This window comes from Staphylococcus hyicus (assembly GCF_000816085.1).
Taxonomy (GTDB): Bacteria; Bacillota; Bacilli; order Staphylococcales; family Staphylococcaceae; genus Staphylococcus; species Staphylococcus hyicus.
The window spans coordinates 313,414-332,663 of record NZ_CP008747.1 but is presented as its reverse complement, the minus strand read 5'-3'; the positions used below and the strand labels follow the sequence as shown (position 1 = coordinate 332,663).

Genomic DNA, 19,250 nt, shown 5'->3' with positions numbered 1-19,250 from the left:
TCCTTATATCTATAAAATTCCAGCATCTTAATGGTAATACGAAACACATTCACGTTTCAAACGGAATGCATTCCAAATATTTTTCTAAGATTATTCCGTTTATGATATTACATATTGACTACAGCTATAACAATACAAGAGCACCAAATTTTAGAACTCTCATTTATCACAAGTAACGCAAGTGCAAATACTTAGAAGTTTGTAAAACTCCAAGATTATAATGGGTATATGAAATGAAAAAAGGAGTATCATGTCATGATCAATTTTAAAAATACAGCTTTAATATTAATCGATTTACAAAATGGGATTCTATCTATGGACACAGCGCCACATTCAACAGAGACTGTTTTAAAAAATGCAGAACGTATGATTCAAAATTTCAGAGAAAATGATGGCTTTATCGCGTTCGTCCGTGTTAATTTTCACGATGGCAAAGACGCATTGAAACCACAGCTTGCGGAACAACAACTCCCAGGTAAACCTGACAAAGATTTTGCCAAGTTTCCAGAACGGTTCAATGTGACTGAACAAGATTATATCGTTAATAAACGTGGGTTTAGTGCGTTCTTTGGGACAGATTTAGATTTACAACTTCGCCGTCGTGGTATTGAAAATATTATCATAGGCGGTATTTCTACGCATATGGGTGTGGATACGACTGCACGCGATGCGTATCAATATGGATATGAACAATATTTTGTGGAAGATATGATGGCTGCACCTCAAACAGAACTTCATCAATTTTCCGTACAAAATTCATTCCCACTAATGGGAACGATTACGACGACTGATGCGCTCTTACGCTAAGGAGGGTGTCTATGAAGCAAAAACCAAGTGTTATATTTATACTTGTGATGGCAGGACTTGCGGCGTTTGGACCGCTTTCAATAGATATGTATCTCCCTGCTTTACCACAAGTAGCTACAACATTACACACTTCAACTACACAGACACAACTTACGCTTACATTCTTTATGTTCGGACTTGCCTTAGGTAACATCATCTTTGGAGTCCTTTCAGACCAAACTGGACGTAAACGACCTCTCATTTTTAGTTTAATTCTGTATATCGTCTTTTCATTTATTTGCGCACTGGCGTCACAGGTTGAACTACTCATCATCGCCCGCTTCTTCCAAGGTATCGCCGGCGGTGCGGGGATTGTGCTATCACGCGCCATCGCGAGTGATCAGTATAAAGGCAATGACTTAACGAAATTTCTCGCTATGTTGATGCTTGTCAATGGTGCCGCACCTGTATTTGCGCCTATGATTGGCGGTATACTTACCAACTATGTCAGCTATCATGTCATCTTTTATTGTTTAAGCGCTCTCAGTATTCTTATGCTTCTCGGTGTTTGTTTTAAAGTAGATGAAAGTTTAGCCCTTCAACATAGAAGTTCAACAGGATTTAAACCCGTACTCGAGGATTTTAAACAGTTACTACATCGTAAAACATTTATACTGCCAATTCTTATACAAAGTTTAACGTTTGCGTTATTTTTTAGTTATATGGCCGCTTCACCATTTATCTTACAGAATTTATACGGCTTGACTCCTCAAACATACAGTTATATATTTGCATTCACTGGACTCGGTCTCATAGGTACCGCACAACTTACCGCGCGTTTGGTTGATCAAATCAATCCATTGGTGTTATTTAGAGGCTTTAGCATCATTCAACTTTTAGGAGCTATCATTGTGATTAGCGCACTGATTAATCATTGGACATTACTCATACTCATCCCTGGATTTTTCTTAATCGTAGCCTCGGTATCCGGTGTTGCTACATTAGGATTTTCCATCGCCATGAATGGACAGAAAAAAGCCGTGGGCAGCGCATCTAGCCTGATTGGATTACTTCAATATTTTGTAGGCGCAGCCACTACACCACTCGTTGGACTTATGGGCGATCACAACGCTATACCTTATATCATCGTACTTATCATTACTTTAATCCTTATCTTCACACTCCATGTGATGCATTACAAACACTTAAAAGATGTGCACATAAAAAAGAACCACCCCATTACGTGATTACCTCACAGGGTGGTTCATTTATTTAATTGTATCGAGCTCTTTTTTAACAGCTTCCATTTCCCTTTTCGCCGCATCTAGCCAATCACCTTTGGCATAGTTTTCAAAGTCATTAAGAAATTGCCTCTGACTCGAACTAATCTTATCAAGAAAACCATCTTCTTCTTTATCCAGCTTATCCATACGCTTCACTTTATGGTCCAATGCATTCGGTGCAATGATATCAGTTATCATCATTTTATATGCATTTTTTTGAGATGTTTCAAAAATTGTATGATCATACTTTTTAAAATCATCGATATTCATATCATTATCACCTCAGTTCTAGTTGTCTAATTTCTCGTTGATACGATTGTATCAAAGCATCTCTTTCGATGAATAATTGACGTTCAATACCCTTTAGCTGTTGTTCAAATTCAAATGTTGCTTCATCTATAACACGGTCAAAAGCATGTTGATAATGATGAAGATTGGCATCTCTTTGTTGTAGTTCATGAAAAATGGCATATTTCTTTTCATTCTCTTTATGTAATTGATGTTTATAGTGTTGTATCTTATCAAATTGTTTATCGAACTCTCTTAAAGCGTCACGCTGTTCATCTTCTATTTTTTCAATCTCTTTTTGTAGTTCATTCATGTTGAAAACATCCTTATTTGTTGCGCTAATACTTGATCATTCTGTAGAATTTCATCAATAGCCTCTTGAATCTTATTGATTAATTCATCATACTTCTTTCCAACTTCTTTTAATTTGTCTTTCTTAGTATTTATAGTTTCTTCATTATCTATCACTATAGATTGTTCAGTTGCATTTCCATCGCTCAGTGCTGATAAAATTTCACCTTCTGATAGTTTACCTTGAGATAAATCATCTGCTTGAACTATCGTATCACTCCATAATATATTTAAATCGCCAATCGCATTATCATACTCTTTTAACATCAAGTTTATTTCTGCATCTAATAATTGATTTAAACCTTGTATTAGAGTGAGCGCCGTTTGAGTTTCCAGTAACTTTTCCTGGTTTGAAGAAAGACTGCCACCATTCGCAGAAACTAAATTAGCACGTAAATTATCCACTGAAGAAAGGCGTTTCTTCACATCACGTTGGACTCGTTGATGTGTTTCTTTCACTAATGTAGCATAAGGACGTTTATTTAGAATTTTTTTAATTTCTAATTGGCGTTCATAAGACATCATAGAACTAAGGCCGTGGCCACCGCCTTTAAATACGAAATCTTTTCCATAATAACTGCCACCCATCAAGCTTAAACCAACCGAAACTAAGTCATTATTATTCCTAAAATGGATGATATTGCCTTTATAATTCTGAGCCTTAGCATGTAATAGTAAATAATCCATATAATTTTTTTTGCTTAACTCTAACGGATTACTCGATGGTTTAACCATCCAATCATTGATAGTAGCATGAATTTGTGATCTTCCTTTCAAATCTAACGAAGCGGAATTAAATATAACAATATCGTCAATATTATGTTCAATCCCTAAAACCATTGCATCTCGACCACCTTTAGAGTGACCAGTAAAAGCTTCAATCTCATGCTTCTTTTTAATTTTATTAATGAACTTATGCGTTTCATTAAAATATGGGTCATGTGCATCAACCAAGCTTAAACCAATGTTAAGATCTGCACCAACATCTTTTATCATGTCGCTTGTATTCCCTGACCCCACATTCGTCCCTGCAAAACCAATCGTCACTTTATTCGTATTGTTATCTTTAAATGCAACGCCACTCATCCCCGTTTTCTTATCAAGAAAAGAATCAACATATTGGAGGTTGGGTGGGAATTTATTTTTATTTTTATAATCATTCATTTTGTTTGTAACGCTTTCTTGACTTTCATCATTAAGTAATGATGTTTCAATTGTATATGAAGTATAGGATATAGTACTGTATTTTTCAGAATATGAATTTATAGGACTAATACTATTCATACTTTAACCCTCTTTTTGGAAGGTATATAACTTCAGAATTAACATATCGATCTTTCTTATCATTTAATATATATACAATATTAGCTGATATTTTTGAGTTATTCTTCAATTCTCCATCCCCATATATTTCAAGTCTAGGCTTTTCTCCTACATTTAAACCATAAACAGATTGAATTTGTTTAAGATTTTTATCATTATTTTTTATGTAATAACTCATTAGATAATTTGGTGCTTGATTATTATATATTGCATTTCTTTCTGAATATCTATCTAACTCTTTAAATTCTCCAAATTGTACAAAGAATTTAAAATTCTCTATTTTTCTCTTTATTTCTTCATAACCTTTATATTCTCTTAGTATCAATTTATTATCTTTCATGATTATTGGATACTTCTTTTTAAATTTATTATATTCATATTCACTATCATTTTGAACAAAATAATTCCCTTGACTTTTTCTTGTATTTCTATCAATGAATAAAATGACCCCTTCTGTTCTTAATTTCCCTTCATCATTACGTTTAGCTATAGAGGTATACACTAACCACACACCTTTATCATCTTTACTAAAGTTACTGTCTCTGTATCCTTCTTTATCATAAAAGTCTTCCAAATTCTTTGTCGGATATACAGATAATGGTTCTTTTAACCCTGATTCTATTTTCTCTCTTGTTGACATGCCACAACTACTTAATAAACTCATGGATACCATCACCCCTAATATGATTAGTAAATGTTTAGCTAATTTCATGAAGCCACCACTTTCTAATAGTGTTTTAAATAAATTATACAATATTCTACCATTAACATATATACAATTTACAATAAAATAGATAGAACTATATGTTTTGAGAAATTCATAGATTTTACATTTATGTATTCTAAAGATACGCAAAAAATAATTCTTCACGTGTTTGGCATTGTGATGCTATGTTCAATCCCTAAAACCATTGCATCCCGGCCACCTTTAGAGTGACCAGTAAAGGCTTCAATCTCATGATCCTTTTTAATTTTATTAATGAACTTATGCGTTTCATTAAAATAGGGATCTTGTGCATCAACCAAGCTTAAACCAATGTTAAAATCTGCACCAACATCTTTTATCATGTCGCTTGTATTCCCTGACCCCACATTCGTCCCTGCAAAACCAATCGTCACTTTATTCGTATTGTTATCTTTAAATGCAACGCCACTCATCCCCGTTTTCTTATCAAGAAAAGAATCAACATATTGGAGGTTGGATGGGAATTCATTTTTTAATGCACTATATTCAATTCTGAAATTAATATCTTTTTTCGTTAAATCATTAAGCATATTTGTTTCTATTTCATAAGACTTATAAGTAATAGCACTATTCTTTTCTGAATACTTATTAATCGTAGTAATATTATTCATAATTCACTCCTTTTTTAGGTTTATAACTTACTGAAGTACTAAAGTATTCATTATTTTTATTATCTAGTACAAATTCTATAGTGTCAGAAATTGGTGTGTCACTCTTAAAATTTCCGTCTCCATATATCTCAATTCTAGGTTGTTCTCCAACCTTAACTCCATAATGTTTTTTTAATAAATTCAAATTTTCATCACTTTGATTTAAATAATAGCTTATTGAGTAATTGGGTGCTTTAGTATTATAGTTTGCGTTTCTCAATTTATATCGGTTTAAATCATTTAAATTTCCAAATTGCACAAAAAACTTAAAGCCCTTTACTTTTCTTTGAATGTCTTCGTCTACATTTTTGTCTTTGAGTATTAATTGATTATCTTTCATTACAAGAGGATACTTTTTTCCACCATTTTTGTGTTCATCTTTACTTTCATTATCAATAAAGTAATACCCTTCACTTTTTTTTGTATTTCTATCGATATATAATATTACACCTTCCATCCTCAACTTTCCTTCATCATTGTAATTTCCTATCACTGTTATTATTGACCACACACCTTTATCATCTTTACTAAAGTTACTGTCTCTATATCCTTCTTTATCATAAAAGTCTTCCAAATTCTTTGTCGGATATACAGATAATGGTTCTTTTAACCCTGATTCTATTTTCTCTCTTGTTGACATGCCACAACTACTTAATAAACTCATGGATACCATCACCCCTAACATGATGAGTAAATGTTTAGCTAATTTCATGAAGCCACCACTCTTTAATAGTGTTTTAAATAAATTATACAATATTCTACCATTAACATATATACAATTTACAATTAAATAAATAGAACTATATATTTTGAGGAATACATAGATTTTAAATCTATGTATTCTAAAGATACGTAAAAAATAATTCTTCACGTGTTTGGCATTATAATGCCATGTTCAATCCCTAAAACCATCGCATCTCGACCACCTTTAGAGTGACCAGTAAAGGCTTCAATATCATGATCCTTTTTAATTTTATTAATGAACTTATGCGTTTCATTAAAATATGGGTCATGTGCATCCACCAAGCTTAAACCAATGTTAAGATCTGCACCAACATCTTTTATCATGTCGCTTGTATTCCCTGACCCCACATTCGTCCCTGCAAAACCAATCGTCACTTTATTCGTATGGGTGTCTTTAAATGCAACGCCACTCATCCCCGTTTTCTTATCAAGAAAAGAATCAACATATTGGAGGTTGGGTGGGAAAGTATTACTATCCATTGCATTTTTAACAGAGTTATCTAATACTTCAAATGAAGAATGTCCTTTTAATCTGGACGTTTCGATTTTATAAGATTGATATGAAATTGCGGTGTTTTTCTCAGTATATGCATTAACTGGTGATATATTATTCATAAGTTATACCTCTTTTAGGCTTATAACTAACTACCGAATTATAGAGTCTCCCTACCTTGCCATTTAATTTGTAATTTACCGTGTTTGATTTGAAAGTATCACTTTTGAAATCACCATCTCCATAAATTTTAAGTTCTGGGTTTTCTCCTGCTTTGATACTGTATAGTTTTTGTATTTCTTTCAAATTATCGTCATTTTGATTTAAATGATAACTAATTAAATAGTTAGGGGCTAAGGAATTATAACTCGCATCTTTTTCTTTATATCGATCTAAATCACTCAAATTCCCAAATTGGACAAAAAACTTAAAGTCCTTTACTTTTCTTTGAATGTCTTCGTCTACATTATTGTCTTTAAGTATCAATTGATTATCTTTCATTATAAGTGGATACTTTTTTTCACCATTTTTACGTTCATCCTTACTAGAATTATCGATAAAGTAATACCCTTCACTTGTTCTGGTATTTCTATCGATATATAACTTTACGCCTTCCATCCTAAGTTCGCCTTCTTCATTCCTCTTAGATATCGCTGATATCACCATCCACACACCTTTATCATCTTTACTAAAGTTACTGTCTCTGTACCCTTCTTTATCATAAAAGTCTTCTAAATTTTTTGTCGGATACACAGATAATGGTTCTTTTAATCCTGATTCAATCTTTTGTCTTGTCGTAAAATCACAACTACTTAATAACCCAATCGTCATCATCAATCCTGCGATGATTATAATTTTTTTCATTAATTTCATGGTGTACCTCACTCATTTTTTATCGAAATTCACTTAAATAGAAAATCAATCATTCATGAATTAACCCTCTTTTAGGTTCATAACTTACTGACGAGTTATAGAATCTACCTACCTCGCCTTTTAATTTGTAATTAATCGTGTTTGTATCAATTGCATCACTTTTGAAATCACCATCTCCATAAATTTTAAGTTCTGGGTTTTCTCCTGCTTTGATACTGTATAGTTTCAGTATTTCTTTCAAATTATCGTCATTTTGATTTAAATGATAACTAATTAAATAGTTAGGGGCTAAGGAATTATAACTCGCATCTTTTTCTTTATATCGATCTAAATCACTCAAATTACCAAATTGGACAAAAAATTTAAAGTCCTTTACTTTTCTTTGAATGTCTTCGTCTACATTTTTGTCTTTGAGTATTAATTGATTATTTTTCATTATAAGAGGATACTTTTTTTCACCATTTTTGTGTTCATCTTCACTTTCATTATCAACAAAGTAATAGCCTTCACTTGTTCTGGTATTTCTATCTATATATAACATCACGCCTTCCATTCTTATTTTCCCTTCTTCATTCCTCTTAGATATCGCTGATATCACTGACCACACACCTTTATCACCTTTACTAAAGTTACTGTCTCTATATCCTTCTTTATCATAAAAATCTTCCAAATTCTTTGTTGGATATACAGATAATGGTACTTTTAACCCTGATTCTATTTTTTCTCTTGTTGACATGCCACAACTACTTAACAAACTCATGGATACCATCACCCCTAATATGATTAGTAAATGTTTAGCTAATTTCATGAAGCCACCACTTTCTAATAGTGTTTTAAATAAATCTTACAATATTCTGCCATTAACATATATACAATTTACAATAAAATAGATAGAACTATATGTTTTGAGAAATTCATAGATTTTACATATATGTATTCTAAAGATACGCAAAAAATAATTCTTCACGTGTTTGGCATTGTGATGCTATGTTCAATCCCTAAAACCATTGCATCTCGGCCACCTTTTGAGTGGTCGGTAAAAGCTTCAATCTCATGCTTCTTTTTAATTTTATTAATGAACATATGCGTTTCATTAAAATAGGGATCTTGAGCATCAACCAAGCTTAAACCAATGTTAAGATCTGCACCAACATCTTTTATCATGTCGCTTGTATTCCCTGACCCCACATTCGTCCCTGCAAAACCAATCGTCACTTTATTCGTATTGTTATCTTTAAATGCAACGCCACTCATCCCCGTTTTCTTATCAAGAAAAGAATCAACATATTGGAGGTTGGATGGGAATTCATTGTTTTTATAGTCTTCTTTTAACATATCCTTAATTATATATTTATTATTATTATCAAGCATAGAAGTCTCAATCTCATATGACTTATAAGATATCGCACTGTTTTTTTCAGTGTATTTATTAATTGGAGTTATTGTATTCATTCTTCAAGTCTCCTCTAGATTTGAATTTCACTACAGAGCTGATAGACTGATATCCGTTATCTTCAAATATATACATAACTTTATTAGAAGCTTTTGGAATGCTTTTCAAATCACTATTGCCATATATTCTAAAGCTAGATTTCTTTCCTCCTTTGACTTTGAACACTTTTTCTATTTGCTTTAAATTTTTATCATTCTCTTTTATTTTGTAACTTATCAAATAATTCGGAGCCTCCGAATTATATATTACATTTTTCTCCTCATAATTCCCTAAATTTTTAAAACTTCCATATTGAACTAAGAATTTAAAATTTTCTACCTTTTCTTTTATACGTTTTTCAACATTTTTATCTTTCAAAATCAGTTTATTGTTCTTCATCATAATCGGATATCTTTTATTAAAATTTTTGGAATCTATTTCATCAAAATAATATCCTTCACTTGTTCTTGTTTTTCTATCAATATATAGGATGACGCTTTCTGTTCTAAGTAATCCCTCTTTATCTTTTCTAGAAACTGACGTAAATATTGACCACAAACCTTTATCATTTTTACTAAAATTACTGTCTCTGTATCCTTCTTTGTCATAGAAGTCTTCCAAATTCTTTGTCGGATATACTGACAAAGATTCTTTCAATCCTGTTTCTATTTTCTCTCTTGTTGACATACTACAGCCGCTTGTCATTAATGTTAATATGCATAGACATATGCTGATATAAATTTTCCTCACTGATTAAAGTCCCCTCACCATTTACACACAATGTTTTAAATTTATTATACAGTTTTCTATACTTTAAAATCTATCTTTTTTTTATGATATTTCGCACTTAATCATATCAACAGATTAAACGCTTTCTTTATACATTATTATTCATGTTAAATTTGATGTTTGACTTTTATTATTTGAACGTCTATGACATTTTATGCATACTGTAGATGTACGATATTTTTTAAAGGAGTGAAATTATGAATCAACAACAACTAGATAAAATTAAAAATGGTAAAGGTTTTATTGCGGCTTTAGACCAAAGTGGCGGTAGTACTCCTAAAGCGTTACGTGGTTATGGTGTGAATGAAGATCAATATCATAATGATGATGAAATGTTTAACCTTGTTCACGATATGCGTACACGTATTGTCACATCACCATCTTTTACTTCTGATAAAATCATTGGTGCGATTCTTTTCGAACAAACAATGGATCGTGAAGTCGAAGGCCAACATACAGGTGATTATTTAGCGAATAAAGGGATTGTTCCATTTTTAAAAATAGATAAAGGGCTTGCCGAAGAAAAAGACGGTGTTCAGCTCATGAAACCAATGCCTGAACTTGATGACTTATTAAATCGAGCTACAGAACATAAAATTTTCGGAACTAAAATGCGTTCAAATATTCTTGAGTTCAATAAAGAAGGTATTAACCAAGTCATCGCACAACAATTTGAGGTAGCGAAACAAATTATTGCTAAAGGTTTAGTACCAATTATTGAGCCAGAAGTGAACATTGATGCTGAAGATAAAGCAGGTATCGAGGCTTATTTAACAGAAGTCATTCAATCTCATTTAGATCAATTAAAAGAAGATGAATTGGTGATGCTTAAATTAACGATTCCAACGCATAAAAATCAATTTGAAGCGCTAATTAATCATCCAAATGTCGTGCGTGTTGTTGCTTTATCCGGTGGGTATAGCCGCGAACATGCGAATGAAGTATTAAAAACGAATGATGGGCTCATCGCAAGTTTTTCTCGTGCGTTAATCAATGATTTACGTGTCGGTCAATCAGATGAAGCGTTTGATAAACTCCTAGGTGAAACCATCGATTCTATCTATGACGCTTCTGTAAACAAAGTACAATAACATTAAACGCCACATCCTCATTATGCTGGATGTGGCGCCTTTTTTATTTATTCAATGCTTTTTCAATGTTTTTAATGTTTTCTTTCATTAAAGATTGATATGTTGCATCGTCACTTTGAGATTTTGAAACAGATTCCATATTGTTGAATTTCAATGGTTCTGCATCTGTTTCTTGACGAATGGTATCTGTGACTTTGTTCGATACGTTTTCTTCATATAAAATGTATTTTGTTTTAGAAGATTTGATTGCTTTTACAATGTCTGTAAGTGCTTTTTGTGATGGGTCTTCAGCATTCATATTTTGAACACCTTGTTGTTTGAAACCGTAGTGGTTCGCAAGATACCCTAATGATTCATGAGATACATACACGGTTTCACCTTGATGATCTTTTGTTGCTTTTTTCATCTCTTTGTCGATATCATCTAGTTCTTTTAATAGTTTATCAGCATTTTTCTTATATTCAGCTTTATGATCAGGGTCTTTTTTACTTAATTCATCACGAATGGCTTTTACCATTGTTTCATTCATTTTTGGATCCAACCAAATATGTGGGTCGTACATGCCATGATGATGGCCTTCGTGATCATGACCTTCATGATCGTGATCATCTTCTTTGTGCTCGCCTTCATGATCATGGTCGTGTTCTTTATGGTCTGCATCATGGTCATGTGCTTTATCTCCATGCTCATGGTCATGATCTTCGCCCTCATGATGGTGTGCGTCTTTTAATAAATCTTGTTTGCTTAAATGTTTCTCTAACGACAATTTTTTATTGTCATCTTTGATGGCACCGGCTACTTTTTTCGCAACGGGATCTAAATTATCCCCTGTATAAATAAATAAATCCGATTTACTTGCATCTAAAATATCTTTTTGTGACGGTTCATAACTATGTAAGTCTGTCCCTTTTGGATAAATGGATTCGACGTCAACGTGATCGCCTCCAATTTGCTTCACGAATGATTCTACTGGAAACACAGTTGTTTTCACTTGGAGTTTGTCATTTGAAGATGATTTTTTTCCAGAATCAGATTGTCCGCATGCGACAAGTAAAATACTCACGACTGCGATAGTTAAAAAAGCCAAAATACGTTTCTTCATTTTCGCACAATCTCCTTCTATTCAAATAGTAATTATTACGATTTAAAATTATACCCTACCTCCTTCAAGCTTGCAATACTTTTATATTCACTTTGCTTTTTAAACGGTACGTATCATAGTAAAATAACGATAGATTATGTACGTTCACATTATTATAAGATAATAATAAGTTTAATTTTCAAACAAGGAGGCACCATGATGAAACATCTTCAATCTTTGGGTAAAATCGCTTTAGGCACGACGACAGCATTAACTGCATCGCTTTACACGTTAAATCAACTTACACCCATGCCAGGTGTATTATTATCTAAAGTTTTATTTAATCAACCTTCTAAAATGGCATATATTAAAGACACTGTGCGCCAAGATGCACGTTTTAAACAGGTTCCATCTCGTGTAACTTCTCTTTTCGACGTGGTTTATGACCCTACTGAAAAAACAGGGTTGATGGATGTTTATATGCCGAGTGGAAATCAAGTAACGTATCCGACATTATTTTGGGTCCATGGCGGTGGCTATATGAGTGGCGATAAATCAGATGTCACACCGTACTTACAACTTCTTGCTAGTGAAGGCTATACCGTAATTAATATTAACTATGCTTTGTTCCCCGATGGTCACTATCCAGAACCAATTTATAGTTTGGAAAAAGCGTATAAAACTGTTCAGAAAAATGCACATATGTATAAGGCGGATTTGTCACGAGTTGCTTTTGGCGGTGACTCTGCTGGCGGTCAAATTATTGGTCAGTTTATCAATATTCAAGTGAATAAGTCGTATCGTGACACGACGGCGTTCAAACAAACGGTATCACCTGAAACGATCAAAACCGCCATCTTTTATTCCTCACTTTTAAATACACAACGCATGGATAAAACTGATGACATGATGGCAAACAAACTTTTCAGTCGATTGGCATGGGCATATTTTGATGATAAACATTGGCGCGTAAGTCCTAAAACGATGGAGGCAAGTGTAACGCTTAACATGGATCATCATTTTCCACCGAGCTATATTACAGATGCGAAACATCGCTCTTTTGAGGATCAAGCGCGTCAATTTGTCGCGACGTTGACACACTACGGTATTCCAGTAAAAGGCACATTTCATGATAGTCCACTTTATCATGAGTATCAATTTGATATGTCGCTATATGAATCAAAAGTCAATTATGACCGGTTAATTGATTTTCTCAAACAGCATTTGGCCAAGTAAAAGAAGGATTCGCATCGCGTCAAGACGCATGCGAATCCTTTTGGCGTTCTCGTATTAAAATCATCACAGCAGCCATTAATCCAATAGCCATAATTGCAGCTAAATATAAAAATTGCATTGACCATGCGGGTGTGCGCTGGGTAAAGCCTAATATTAAAGGTGCAACAGCCGTGCCGAAGAATATAACAAATGTATTCAGTGTGATATAAAAACCTTTATGATTATCCACAGATAACACGACTTTAGAAATAAGTGTCGGTAACGCAAAGCCAATGCCTCCGCCAAAAATCACACTTAATATAATATAACCTATAATACTTGTATTCAGTGCCATAAGTATGATTGAAAGTACAGTGACCGTTAATGCCCCAACAAGTACTTTTGTAACCGAATAGTGATTGGATAAACGGCCTGCCATCAAGGAAATGATAATCCCACCAACACCAAAAAACTTACTCACCGCTGCAACGGTTTGAATATGTTGGCCATGTTGGACGAGGACACTCTCTCCTAAAACAACATATACGTTAATAAAGGTCATTAACAACACAAAGCCAATTAAATAGCAAAGCATCAATATTGGGTTTTGAAATATGGATGCAATATCTCGTCCAAAATCTTTGAAATGCACTGCTGTTTCCTGTAATGGGGCTTGAGGTAATAACCAAAGATTTACAACAGCTAGTACAGCATAGCAATTCCCTAATATAAGGAAGACCATACGCCAATCATATGCGTTCGCAATCATTTCACTAATCACTTGTCCGAAAATGCCCGCAAACAAAAAGCCCATTGTCATAAAACTTGTCGCTGTCACACGTTTGTTTTCAGGAAATAAGTCTGAAATGTAAGCAATGATGATCGGCGCATAGGCGGCAGCGGCTAAACCTTGAGCGCCTCTGAATACCACAAGCATCATAAAGGACGTAGAAAAAACGGACAGCAACGTAAAAATAGTATGTGCAATTAAACCATATAACATGATTTGTTTGCGCCCAAATTTATCCGAAAGTATCCCATATATTAAACATCCTAGCGCAAATGTGAACGAAAATGCCATGCTGGCCAATGGTGTATTTGTGACGGGTACGGAAAAGTCTTGCGCAATTGATGCACCTATCGTTATCGTGCTGTATAAACTAAACATGACTAAGAGCCCCGTAATAAATAACACAAAGGTTATCCCATGATAATGGACCCGCTCCATAAATGTCACCCCTCAAAAATATAGCGTTAAGATTAAAAAATATTATGGAATTAGATACTTTATTTTCCCATATTACCTCAGTCGAATGCCATTCGAAACCCTTTTTTGATTTACCGCAATATAAAAAGCAACATCATAAATAAACCATGACGTTGCTTTCAAATCCCTTAATTCATACAAGGAGGCACACCATTATTTCGACGCTAATGCATCTTTAACCGCTTCAGCTACTTTCTTCGCCGATGCTGGATTTTGACCTGTAATCAGATTACCATCCACTTGGATAAACCCTTTCATAGGTACTTTTGATTTCGTATATTGCGCACCTTTAAGTTTCAATTCTGATTCGAGTTCAAAAGGTACTATTTTTTTGCGATTCGCTAATACTTCTTCAGCGTTTGAAAATCCTGTTAATTTTTTCCCGTCGATAAGGAAATAATGATTCGGTCTCTTCGCTTCGAGTAAGGCCGCTGCCCCGTGACATACAGATGCCACGATGCCCCCCTTATCATAAATCGTGTTAATCGCTTGTTGTACATGCGTATTTCCTGGGAAATCATACATCACACCATGGCCTCCTGTAAAATAAATCACGTCGTAAGCGGACGGATCTGCTGTGTCAATACTTGGCGTTAACTTTAATTGATCCATAAACAATTCATTTTCATAATAACTTTTTGTCAGCTTGTCTAATATACCTGGTGTTAAACTGACAGGATCTAAAGGTGTTTCGCCACCTTTAATGTTGTATAAATCGATTTGGTAATCTTCATTACCATGAAAGACATCATAGAAATGGACTAATTCACTTAACCATAAGCCAGTGGGTTTATCTGTGCCGTCAAATTGTGTATGGCTTGTATTGACAATCATAATTTTTTTCATGTCGCATTCACCACTTTTTCAAAGATTTGTGTTCATTATAATGAAGTTTTGGGTTGATGACGAATGATTTGTTTATACTTTGTCTGTACCCTTTTTTAAATTGGGTGCACTCCCCACTTTTAATAGGATTCCTCTGTTTTCATTTTTAATTGAATCGCCTCTTCATATTCTTTTATTTTAGATTCTTTCATCATATGCGCAGCTTTATTGATTGGCACATATACTTGCCATTCCTCTTTTTTGGCTTTCAACGTTTCTAATGTTTGTTTTTGTATCGATGTCACACAGATCCCCCATTTATTTAATCGCAGCAAAACCTTTTGCCAAATCGTTTAAAATATCATCAATATGTTCGAGTCCAATAGAGAGTCGAATGGTTTCCGGTGCTATACCTGCTGCCGCTTGTTCTTCAACCGTTAATTGTTGATGCGTCGTCGAAGCAGGATGAATCACTAACGATTTCGCATCTCCTACATTTGCGAGTAATGAAAATAATTCTAATGCTTCAATAAATTGCTTCCCTGCCTCATAACCGCCTTTGACACCGAATGTAAATACAGCTCCAGCACCTTGAGGCAAATACTTTGTTTTAAGGTCGTAATATGGACTCGTTTCAAGTCCCGCATATTTCACCCACGCAACTTTAGCATGGTTCGATAAATAATGCGCTACTTTTTCCGCGTTTTCAACATGACGTTCCATACGCAATGACAATGTTTCTAACCCTTGTGTTAATTGAAATGCGTTAAATGGTGACAATGCGGCACCTGTATCACGTAATAATGTCGTGCGAATTTTAAAGGCCAGTGCAGCGTCACCAAACTTTTCGCTAAAGATGATGCCATGATACGATGGATCAGGTTCACTTAATCCAGGAAACTTACCATTATTCCAATCGAAGTTCCCACCATCTACAATGACACCACCCATTGATGTCCCATGGCCTCCGATAAATTTGGTCGCGGAATGGACAACGATATTTGCGCCGTATTCAATCGGTCTAAAGAGATACGGTGATGCAAACGTATTATCTACAATGAGTGGAATGCCATAAGATTTTGTGATTGCGCTTATTTTTTCAAAGTCTTCGATGTTGCCTTCAGGGTTACCAATGGTTTCAACAAATAGTGCTTTTGTATTCGCTTTAATGGCCGCAGTTACATTTTGTGGGTCTTTCGTATCAACGAGTGTCACTTCTATTCCAAATTTAGACAGCGTATGTGTGAATAATGTATGCGTCCCACCATATAACGTTTCACATGCGATAATATGGTCACCTGCATGTGCGACAGCTTGAATCGCATACGTGATAGCCGCCATGCCTGAAGCAACAGCCACTCCCGCAATCCCGCCTTCAAGTTCTGCTACTCGGGTTTCAAGTACTGCCGTTGTCGGGTTCATCAGGCGCGTATAAATATTCCCCAATTCTTCTAAACCAAATAAATTGGCTGCATGATCCGTATCGTTAAAATTAAACGACGTCGTTTGATATATCGGAAGTGCGCGTGCATTCGTAGCTGCATCCACTTCTTGTCCGGCGTGCAATTGTCGCGTCTCAAATCGATAATCTTGTGTCATGTTGATTCCCCCTTAAAATTAAAAAACGCCTACCTCGAAAGATAGACGTGACGTAATCAGACTCATCTCTCAGGCATGTCACCTGCAGGAATTAGCACCTAACTTAAAAGGTTGCCTGGCTTCAAAGGGCCTGTCCCTCCACCATTCTGGATAAGTAATATGAAATTAAAACTAGTTTATTATACTCACGTATTGAAGTCAACACAAAATTCTGACAACTTTTATAATTTGGGGTCGCCTACACAAAACTTACAGAAAAATACTTTTAAAAGCACATCGCACATATAATGAAATTTGTAAACTTTTTGAACGTTCTTTTGAAAGCGTTTACATTACGTTGCTGATTTGCTAACCTAAACAAAAGTTTAATAATCAAACTTTTGTTTACTAGGAGGTGCCATAGTGAATAAAAATGAAAAATTAATCCTTGAACGCATTCAAGACAATCCATTCATCTCTCAACAAGAATTAGCGAAAGCTGTTGGACTTTCTCGACCTGCTGTCGCAAATATTATTTCCGGTCTCATTCGAAAAGAATACGTGCTCGGTAAAGCCTACGTTCTCAATGATGACTTTCCAATCGTATGCATTGGTGCTACAAATCTTGACCGTAAATTTTACGTCAATCAAACATTGCAACAAGGAACATCGAACCCAGTCACATCAACGCGCTCAGTTGGAGGTGTCGCACGCAACATTGCTGAGAACCTTGGTCGTTTAGGTGAAAATATTGCTATGCTTTCTGCGAGTGGAAATGATAGTGAATGGGACATGATTAAGCATTTGTCCAGTCCTTTTATGAGTCTTGATCACGTCCAACAAGTTGAGAACGCCAATACAGGATCGTATACGGCTTTAATCGACAAAGATGGCAATATGGAATACGGTCTTGCCGACATGGAAGTGTATAACGAAATGACACCAGAATTCTTAATCAAGCGTACTCACTTACTTCGGAAAGCTAAATGTATCGTTGTCGATCTCAATTTACCAAAAGATTCACTTGATTTCTTATGTGCCTATAGTGAAAAACACAACATTAAACTCGTCGTCATTCCTGTATCGTCACCAAAAATGAAACATATGCCTGATTCCTTACATGCGATTGACTGGCTCATTATTAACCGCGATGAAACGGAAACTTTTTTGAAGATGACAATTAATGATACTGAAGATTTAAAACGCGCTGCCAAACAATTAAATGATCTCGGCATTAGTCACGTGATTATTACGAATGGCACGAAAGAACTGATATATAGTAGTTCAACGCAAACATTTATGAAACAAGTCATTCCATCCTCACACGTTGAAGACGTCACAGGTGCTGGCGACGCTTTCTCAAGTGCGGTGATTTACAGCTGGCTAAAAGGATTCGATATTGAAGATACTTTAAAAGCCGGTTTAGTCAATGCGCGTAAAACAATAGAAACGCAATACACGGTTCGACAAAACTTAGATAAAAAACAATTATTACGAGATATGGAGGAATATCAAAATGAAACAATACATTGAGTTGTCTCAAGAAGTCCAAGATGCAAAATCAAACCACCGACCAATTGTTGCCTTAGAGTCTACTATCATTTCTCACGGGATGCCTTATCCACAAAATGTACAGATGGCAAAAACTGTGGAACAAATCATACGTAATCAAGGCGCAGTACCTGCAACAATCGCATTAATAGATGGCAAGGTCAAAATCGGTTTAGAAGATAATGAGTTAGAATTACTCGCGAAAAGTGACAATGTCGCAAAAGTGTCACGTCGTGATTTAGCAGAAGTTATCGCGCAAAAAAGAATCGGTGCGACAACAGTGGCTTCTACAATGATATGTGCAGCACTTGCAGATATAAAGTTCTTTGTGACAGGTGGCATTGGAGGCGTACACCGTGGTTCTGAAGAAACGATGGATATTTCTGCGGATTTGGATGAACTTTCAAAAACAGATGTCACTGTTATTTGTGCTGGAGCCAAATCGATTTTAGATTTACCAAAAACGATGGAGTATCTTGAAACAAAAGGTGTTCCTGTGATTGGTTATCAAACCGAAGAACTTCCAGCCTTTTTCACACGTAAAAGCGGCGTCAAATTAAATTCAACAGCAAATCATGTCGATGACATCGCTTCGATTTGTAAAGTGAAACATGACCTCCAACTTGAAGGTGGCATGGTGATCGCAAATCCTGTACCTGAAGCTGATCAATTAGACAAAGCGTATATCGATACAATTATTAATGACGCTGTGAAAGAGGCCGAAAAAAAAGGCATTCGAGGCAAAGACTCTACCCCATTTTTATTAAGTAAAATTGTCGAAAAAACGGAAGGTAAGTCCCTTGCAACAAATATTAAACTTGTCGAAAATAATGCAGTCGTTGGCGCACAAATCGCAGTATCATATTCTAAACTGTAGGTGATGTT

The 19,250-nt window shown here is 34.9% G+C and carries 22 protein-coding genes and 1 riboswitch; of the genes, 6 read left to right on the top strand and 16 right to left on the bottom strand.

All coding sequences use genetic code 11. From position 1 onward, the window contains the following. Nucleotides 1-255: 255 nt before the first annotated feature. Both SHYC_RS01375 and SHYC_RS01370 read left to right on the top strand, forming a co-directional pair. The gene (locus SHYC_RS01375; RefSeq protein ID WP_039643825.1) at nt 256-807 is read left to right on the top strand and encodes an isochorismatase family protein; all 552 of its coding nucleotides are present in this window, start codon (nt 256-258) and stop codon (nt 805-807) included. An 11-nt stretch (nt 808-818) separates the two neighbouring features. Then, entirely contained in the window at nt 819-2,033 is a 1,215-nt protein-coding gene (locus SHYC_RS01370; RefSeq protein ID WP_052257782.1) for a putative multidrug effflux MFS transporter TcaB, read from the top strand. Between the two features lie 21 nt (nt 2,034-2,054). Here SHYC_RS01370 and SHYC_RS01365 read toward each other — a convergent pair whose 3' ends face one another. The 11 genes from SHYC_RS01365 to SHYC_RS01315 all read right to left on the bottom strand — a co-directional run bounded on the left by SHYC_RS01365 (nt 2,055) and on the right by SHYC_RS01315 (nt 9,718). After that, nucleotides 2,055-2,339 carry a hypothetical protein gene (locus SHYC_RS01365; RefSeq protein WP_039643823.1) on the bottom strand — a complete coding sequence of 95 codons (285 nt, stop codon included), beginning with the start codon at nt 2,337-2,339 and terminating at the stop codon, nt 2,055-2,057. Nucleotides 2,340-2,346: 7 nt separating this feature from the next. Next, nucleotides 2,347-2,670: a hypothetical protein gene (locus SHYC_RS01360; RefSeq protein ID WP_039643821.1), complete on the bottom strand. Its 324-nt coding sequence runs from the start codon at nt 2,668-2,670 to the stop codon at nt 2,347-2,349. Further along, nucleotides 2,667-3,992, bottom strand: a complete 1,326-nt coding sequence (locus SHYC_RS01355) for a hypothetical protein (RefSeq protein WP_039643819.1) — start codon at nt 3,990-3,992, stop codon at nt 2,667-2,669. Before SHYC_RS01355 ends, SHYC_RS01360 begins: the two co-directional genes overlap by 4 nt. Continuing rightward, the gene (locus SHYC_RS01350; RefSeq protein ID WP_052257781.1) at nt 3,985-4,743 is read right to left on the bottom strand and encodes a tandem-type lipoprotein; all 759 of its coding nucleotides are present in this window, start codon (nt 4,741-4,743) and stop codon (nt 3,985-3,987) included. The genes SHYC_RS01355 and SHYC_RS01350 overlap by 8 nt, the downstream gene beginning before the upstream one ends. A gap of 155 nt (nt 4,744-4,898) precedes the next feature. After that, entirely contained in the window at nt 4,899-5,387 is a 489-nt protein-coding gene (locus SHYC_RS01345) for a hypothetical protein (protein WP_052257780.1), read from the bottom strand. After that, a complete protein-coding gene (locus SHYC_RS01340) occupies nt 5,380-6,138 on the bottom strand; it encodes a tandem-type lipoprotein (protein WP_039643817.1) in 759 nt (252 codons plus the stop codon). The genes SHYC_RS01345 and SHYC_RS01340 overlap by 8 nt, the downstream gene beginning before the upstream one ends. A gap of 155 nt (nt 6,139-6,293) precedes the next feature. After that, nucleotides 6,294-6,785 (bottom strand): hypothetical protein, encoded by a 492-nt coding sequence (locus SHYC_RS01335; protein ID WP_052257779.1) that lies wholly within the window; start codon nt 6,783-6,785, stop codon nt 6,294-6,296. After that, nucleotides 6,778-7,536, bottom strand: coding sequence for a tandem-type lipoprotein (locus tag SHYC_RS01330; RefSeq protein WP_052257778.1), 759 nt, complete (start codon nt 7,534-7,536; stop codon nt 6,778-6,780). Before SHYC_RS01330 ends, SHYC_RS01335 begins: the two co-directional genes overlap by 8 nt. 49 nt (nt 7,537-7,585) lie before the next feature. Continuing rightward, complete coding sequence (locus tag SHYC_RS01325) at nt 7,586-8,344, bottom strand: tandem-type lipoprotein (RefSeq protein WP_052257777.1); 759 nt, start codon at nt 8,342-8,344, stop codon at nt 7,586-7,588. A 155-nt stretch (nt 8,345-8,499) separates the two neighbouring features. Then, a complete protein-coding gene (locus SHYC_RS01320; protein WP_052257776.1) occupies nt 8,500-8,988 on the bottom strand; it encodes a hypothetical protein in 489 nt (162 codons plus the stop codon). Further along, nucleotides 8,966-9,718, bottom strand: a complete 753-nt coding sequence (locus SHYC_RS01315; RefSeq protein ID WP_082021516.1) for a tandem-type lipoprotein — start codon at nt 9,716-9,718, stop codon at nt 8,966-8,968. The genes SHYC_RS01320 and SHYC_RS01315 overlap by 23 nt, the downstream gene beginning before the upstream one ends. A gap of 236 nt (nt 9,719-9,954) precedes the next feature. Between SHYC_RS01315 and SHYC_RS01310 the strand changes: the two genes are divergently transcribed. After that, a complete protein-coding gene (locus tag SHYC_RS01310) occupies nt 9,955-10,848 on the top strand; it encodes a fructose bisphosphate aldolase (RefSeq protein ID WP_039643815.1) in 894 nt (297 codons plus the stop codon). 43 nt (nt 10,849-10,891) lie between these two features. Here SHYC_RS01310 and SHYC_RS01305 read toward each other — a convergent pair whose 3' ends face one another. Beyond that, nucleotides 10,892-11,950 (bottom strand): metal ABC transporter solute-binding protein, Zn/Mn family, encoded by a 1,059-nt coding sequence (locus SHYC_RS01305; protein WP_039643813.1) that lies wholly within the window; start codon nt 11,948-11,950, stop codon nt 10,892-10,894. A 198-nt stretch (nt 11,951-12,148) separates the two neighbouring features. Here SHYC_RS01305 and SHYC_RS01300 point away from each other — a divergent pair, with 198 nt between their 5' ends. Further along, nucleotides 12,149-13,165, top strand: a complete 1,017-nt coding sequence (locus tag SHYC_RS01300; RefSeq protein ID WP_039643811.1) for an alpha/beta hydrolase — start codon at nt 12,149-12,151, stop codon at nt 13,163-13,165. A gap of 19 nt (nt 13,166-13,184) precedes the next feature. Here SHYC_RS01300 and SHYC_RS01295 read toward each other — a convergent pair whose 3' ends face one another. From SHYC_RS01295 to SHYC_RS01285, 4 genes are all read right to left on the bottom strand, one after another. Then, on the bottom strand, nt 13,185-14,339 hold the full coding sequence (locus tag SHYC_RS01295) for an MFS transporter (protein ID WP_158484611.1): 1,155 nt from the start codon (nt 14,337-14,339) through the stop codon (nt 13,185-13,187). 225 nt (nt 14,340-14,564) lie between these two features. Then, nucleotides 14,565-15,257, bottom strand: a complete 693-nt coding sequence (locus SHYC_RS01290; protein WP_039643810.1) for a type 1 glutamine amidotransferase domain-containing protein — start codon at nt 15,255-15,257, stop codon at nt 14,565-14,567. A 119-nt stretch (nt 15,258-15,376) separates the two neighbouring features. Beyond that, complete coding sequence (locus SHYC_RS12220; RefSeq protein ID WP_158484609.1) at nt 15,377-15,541, bottom strand: hypothetical protein; 165 nt, start codon at nt 15,539-15,541, stop codon at nt 15,377-15,379. A 13-nt stretch (nt 15,542-15,554) separates the two neighbouring features. Further along, the gene (locus tag SHYC_RS01285; protein ID WP_039643808.1) at nt 15,555-16,835 is read right to left on the bottom strand and encodes an O-acetylhomoserine aminocarboxypropyltransferase/cysteine synthase family protein; all 1,281 of its coding nucleotides are present in this window, start codon (nt 16,833-16,835) and stop codon (nt 15,555-15,557) included. Nucleotides 16,836-16,894: 59 nt separating this feature from the next. Beyond that, nucleotides 16,895-16,992: riboswitch (SAM riboswitch) on the bottom strand. A gap of 245 nt (nt 16,993-17,237) precedes the next feature. On the opposite strand from SHYC_RS01285, the gene SHYC_RS01280 reads away from it, so the two are divergent. Together SHYC_RS01280 and SHYC_RS01275 are read left to right on the top strand one after the other, a co-directional pair. Then, nucleotides 17,238-18,347, top strand: coding sequence for a carbohydrate kinase (locus SHYC_RS01280; RefSeq protein ID WP_039643806.1), 1,110 nt, complete (start codon nt 17,238-17,240; stop codon nt 18,345-18,347). Then, nucleotides 18,331-19,242, top strand: a complete 912-nt coding sequence (locus SHYC_RS01275) for a pseudouridine-5'-phosphate glycosidase (protein ID WP_039643804.1) — start codon at nt 18,331-18,333, stop codon at nt 19,240-19,242. The genes SHYC_RS01280 and SHYC_RS01275 overlap by 17 nt, the downstream gene beginning before the upstream one ends. Nucleotides 19,243-19,250: the final 8 nt, after the last annotated feature.

Bases quoted from the DNA above. Each gene is read 5' to 3' on its own strand.
- SHYC_RS01340 (WP_039643817.1), bottom strand. From the start codon at position 6,138: ATGAAATTAGCTAAACATTTACTCATCATGTTAGGGGTGATGGTATCC.
- SHYC_RS01370 (WP_052257782.1), top strand. From the start codon at position 819: ATGAAGCAAAAACCAAGTGTTATATTTATACTTGTGATGGCAGGACTT.
- SHYC_RS01325 (WP_052257777.1), bottom strand. From the start codon at position 8,344: ATGAAATTAGCTAAACATTTACTAATCATATTAGGGGTGATGGTATCC.
- SHYC_RS01300 (WP_039643811.1), top strand. From the start codon at position 12,149: ATGAAACATCTTCAATCTTTGGGTAAAATCGCTTTAGGCACGACGACA.
- SHYC_RS01355 (WP_039643819.1), bottom strand. From the start codon at position 3,992: ATGAATAGTATTAGTCCTATAAATTCATATTCTGAAAAATACAGTACT.
- SHYC_RS01305 (WP_039643813.1), bottom strand. From the start codon at position 11,950: ATGAAGAAACGTATTTTGGCTTTTTTAACTATCGCAGTCGTGAGTATT.
- SHYC_RS01285 (WP_039643808.1), bottom strand. From the start codon at position 16,835: ATGACACAAGATTATCGATTTGAGACGCGACAATTGCACGCCGGACAA.
- SHYC_RS01290 (WP_039643810.1), bottom strand. From the start codon at position 15,257: ATGAAAAAAATTATGATTGTCAATACAAGCCATACACAATTTGACGGC.
- SHYC_RS01335 (WP_052257779.1), bottom strand. From the start codon at position 6,785: ATGAATAATATATCACCAGTTAATGCATATACTGAGAAAAACACCGCA.
- SHYC_RS01310 (WP_039643815.1), top strand. From the start codon at position 9,955: ATGAATCAACAACAACTAGATAAAATTAAAAATGGTAAAGGTTTTATT.
- SHYC_RS01330 (WP_052257778.1), bottom strand. From the start codon at position 7,536: ATGAAATTAATGAAAAAAATTATAATCATCGCAGGATTGATGATGACG.
- SHYC_RS01275 (WP_039643804.1), top strand. From the start codon at position 18,331: ATGAAACAATACATTGAGTTGTCTCAAGAAGTCCAAGATGCAAAATCA.
- SHYC_RS01320 (WP_052257776.1), bottom strand. From the start codon at position 8,988: ATGAATACAATAACTCCAATTAATAAATACACTGAAAAAAACAGTGCG.
- SHYC_RS01345 (WP_052257780.1), bottom strand. From the start codon at position 5,387: ATGAATAATATTACTACGATTAATAAGTATTCAGAAAAGAATAGTGCT.
- SHYC_RS01360 (WP_039643821.1), bottom strand. From the start codon at position 2,670: ATGAATGAACTACAAAAAGAGATTGAAAAAATAGAAGATGAACAGCGT.
- SHYC_RS01375 (WP_039643825.1), top strand. From the start codon at position 256: ATGATCAATTTTAAAAATACAGCTTTAATATTAATCGATTTACAAAAT.
- SHYC_RS01365 (WP_039643823.1), bottom strand. From the start codon at position 2,339: ATGAATATCGATGATTTTAAAAAGTATGATCATACAATTTTTGAAACA.
- SHYC_RS01350 (WP_052257781.1), bottom strand. From the start codon at position 4,743: ATGAAATTAGCTAAACATTTACTAATCATATTAGGGGTGATGGTATCC.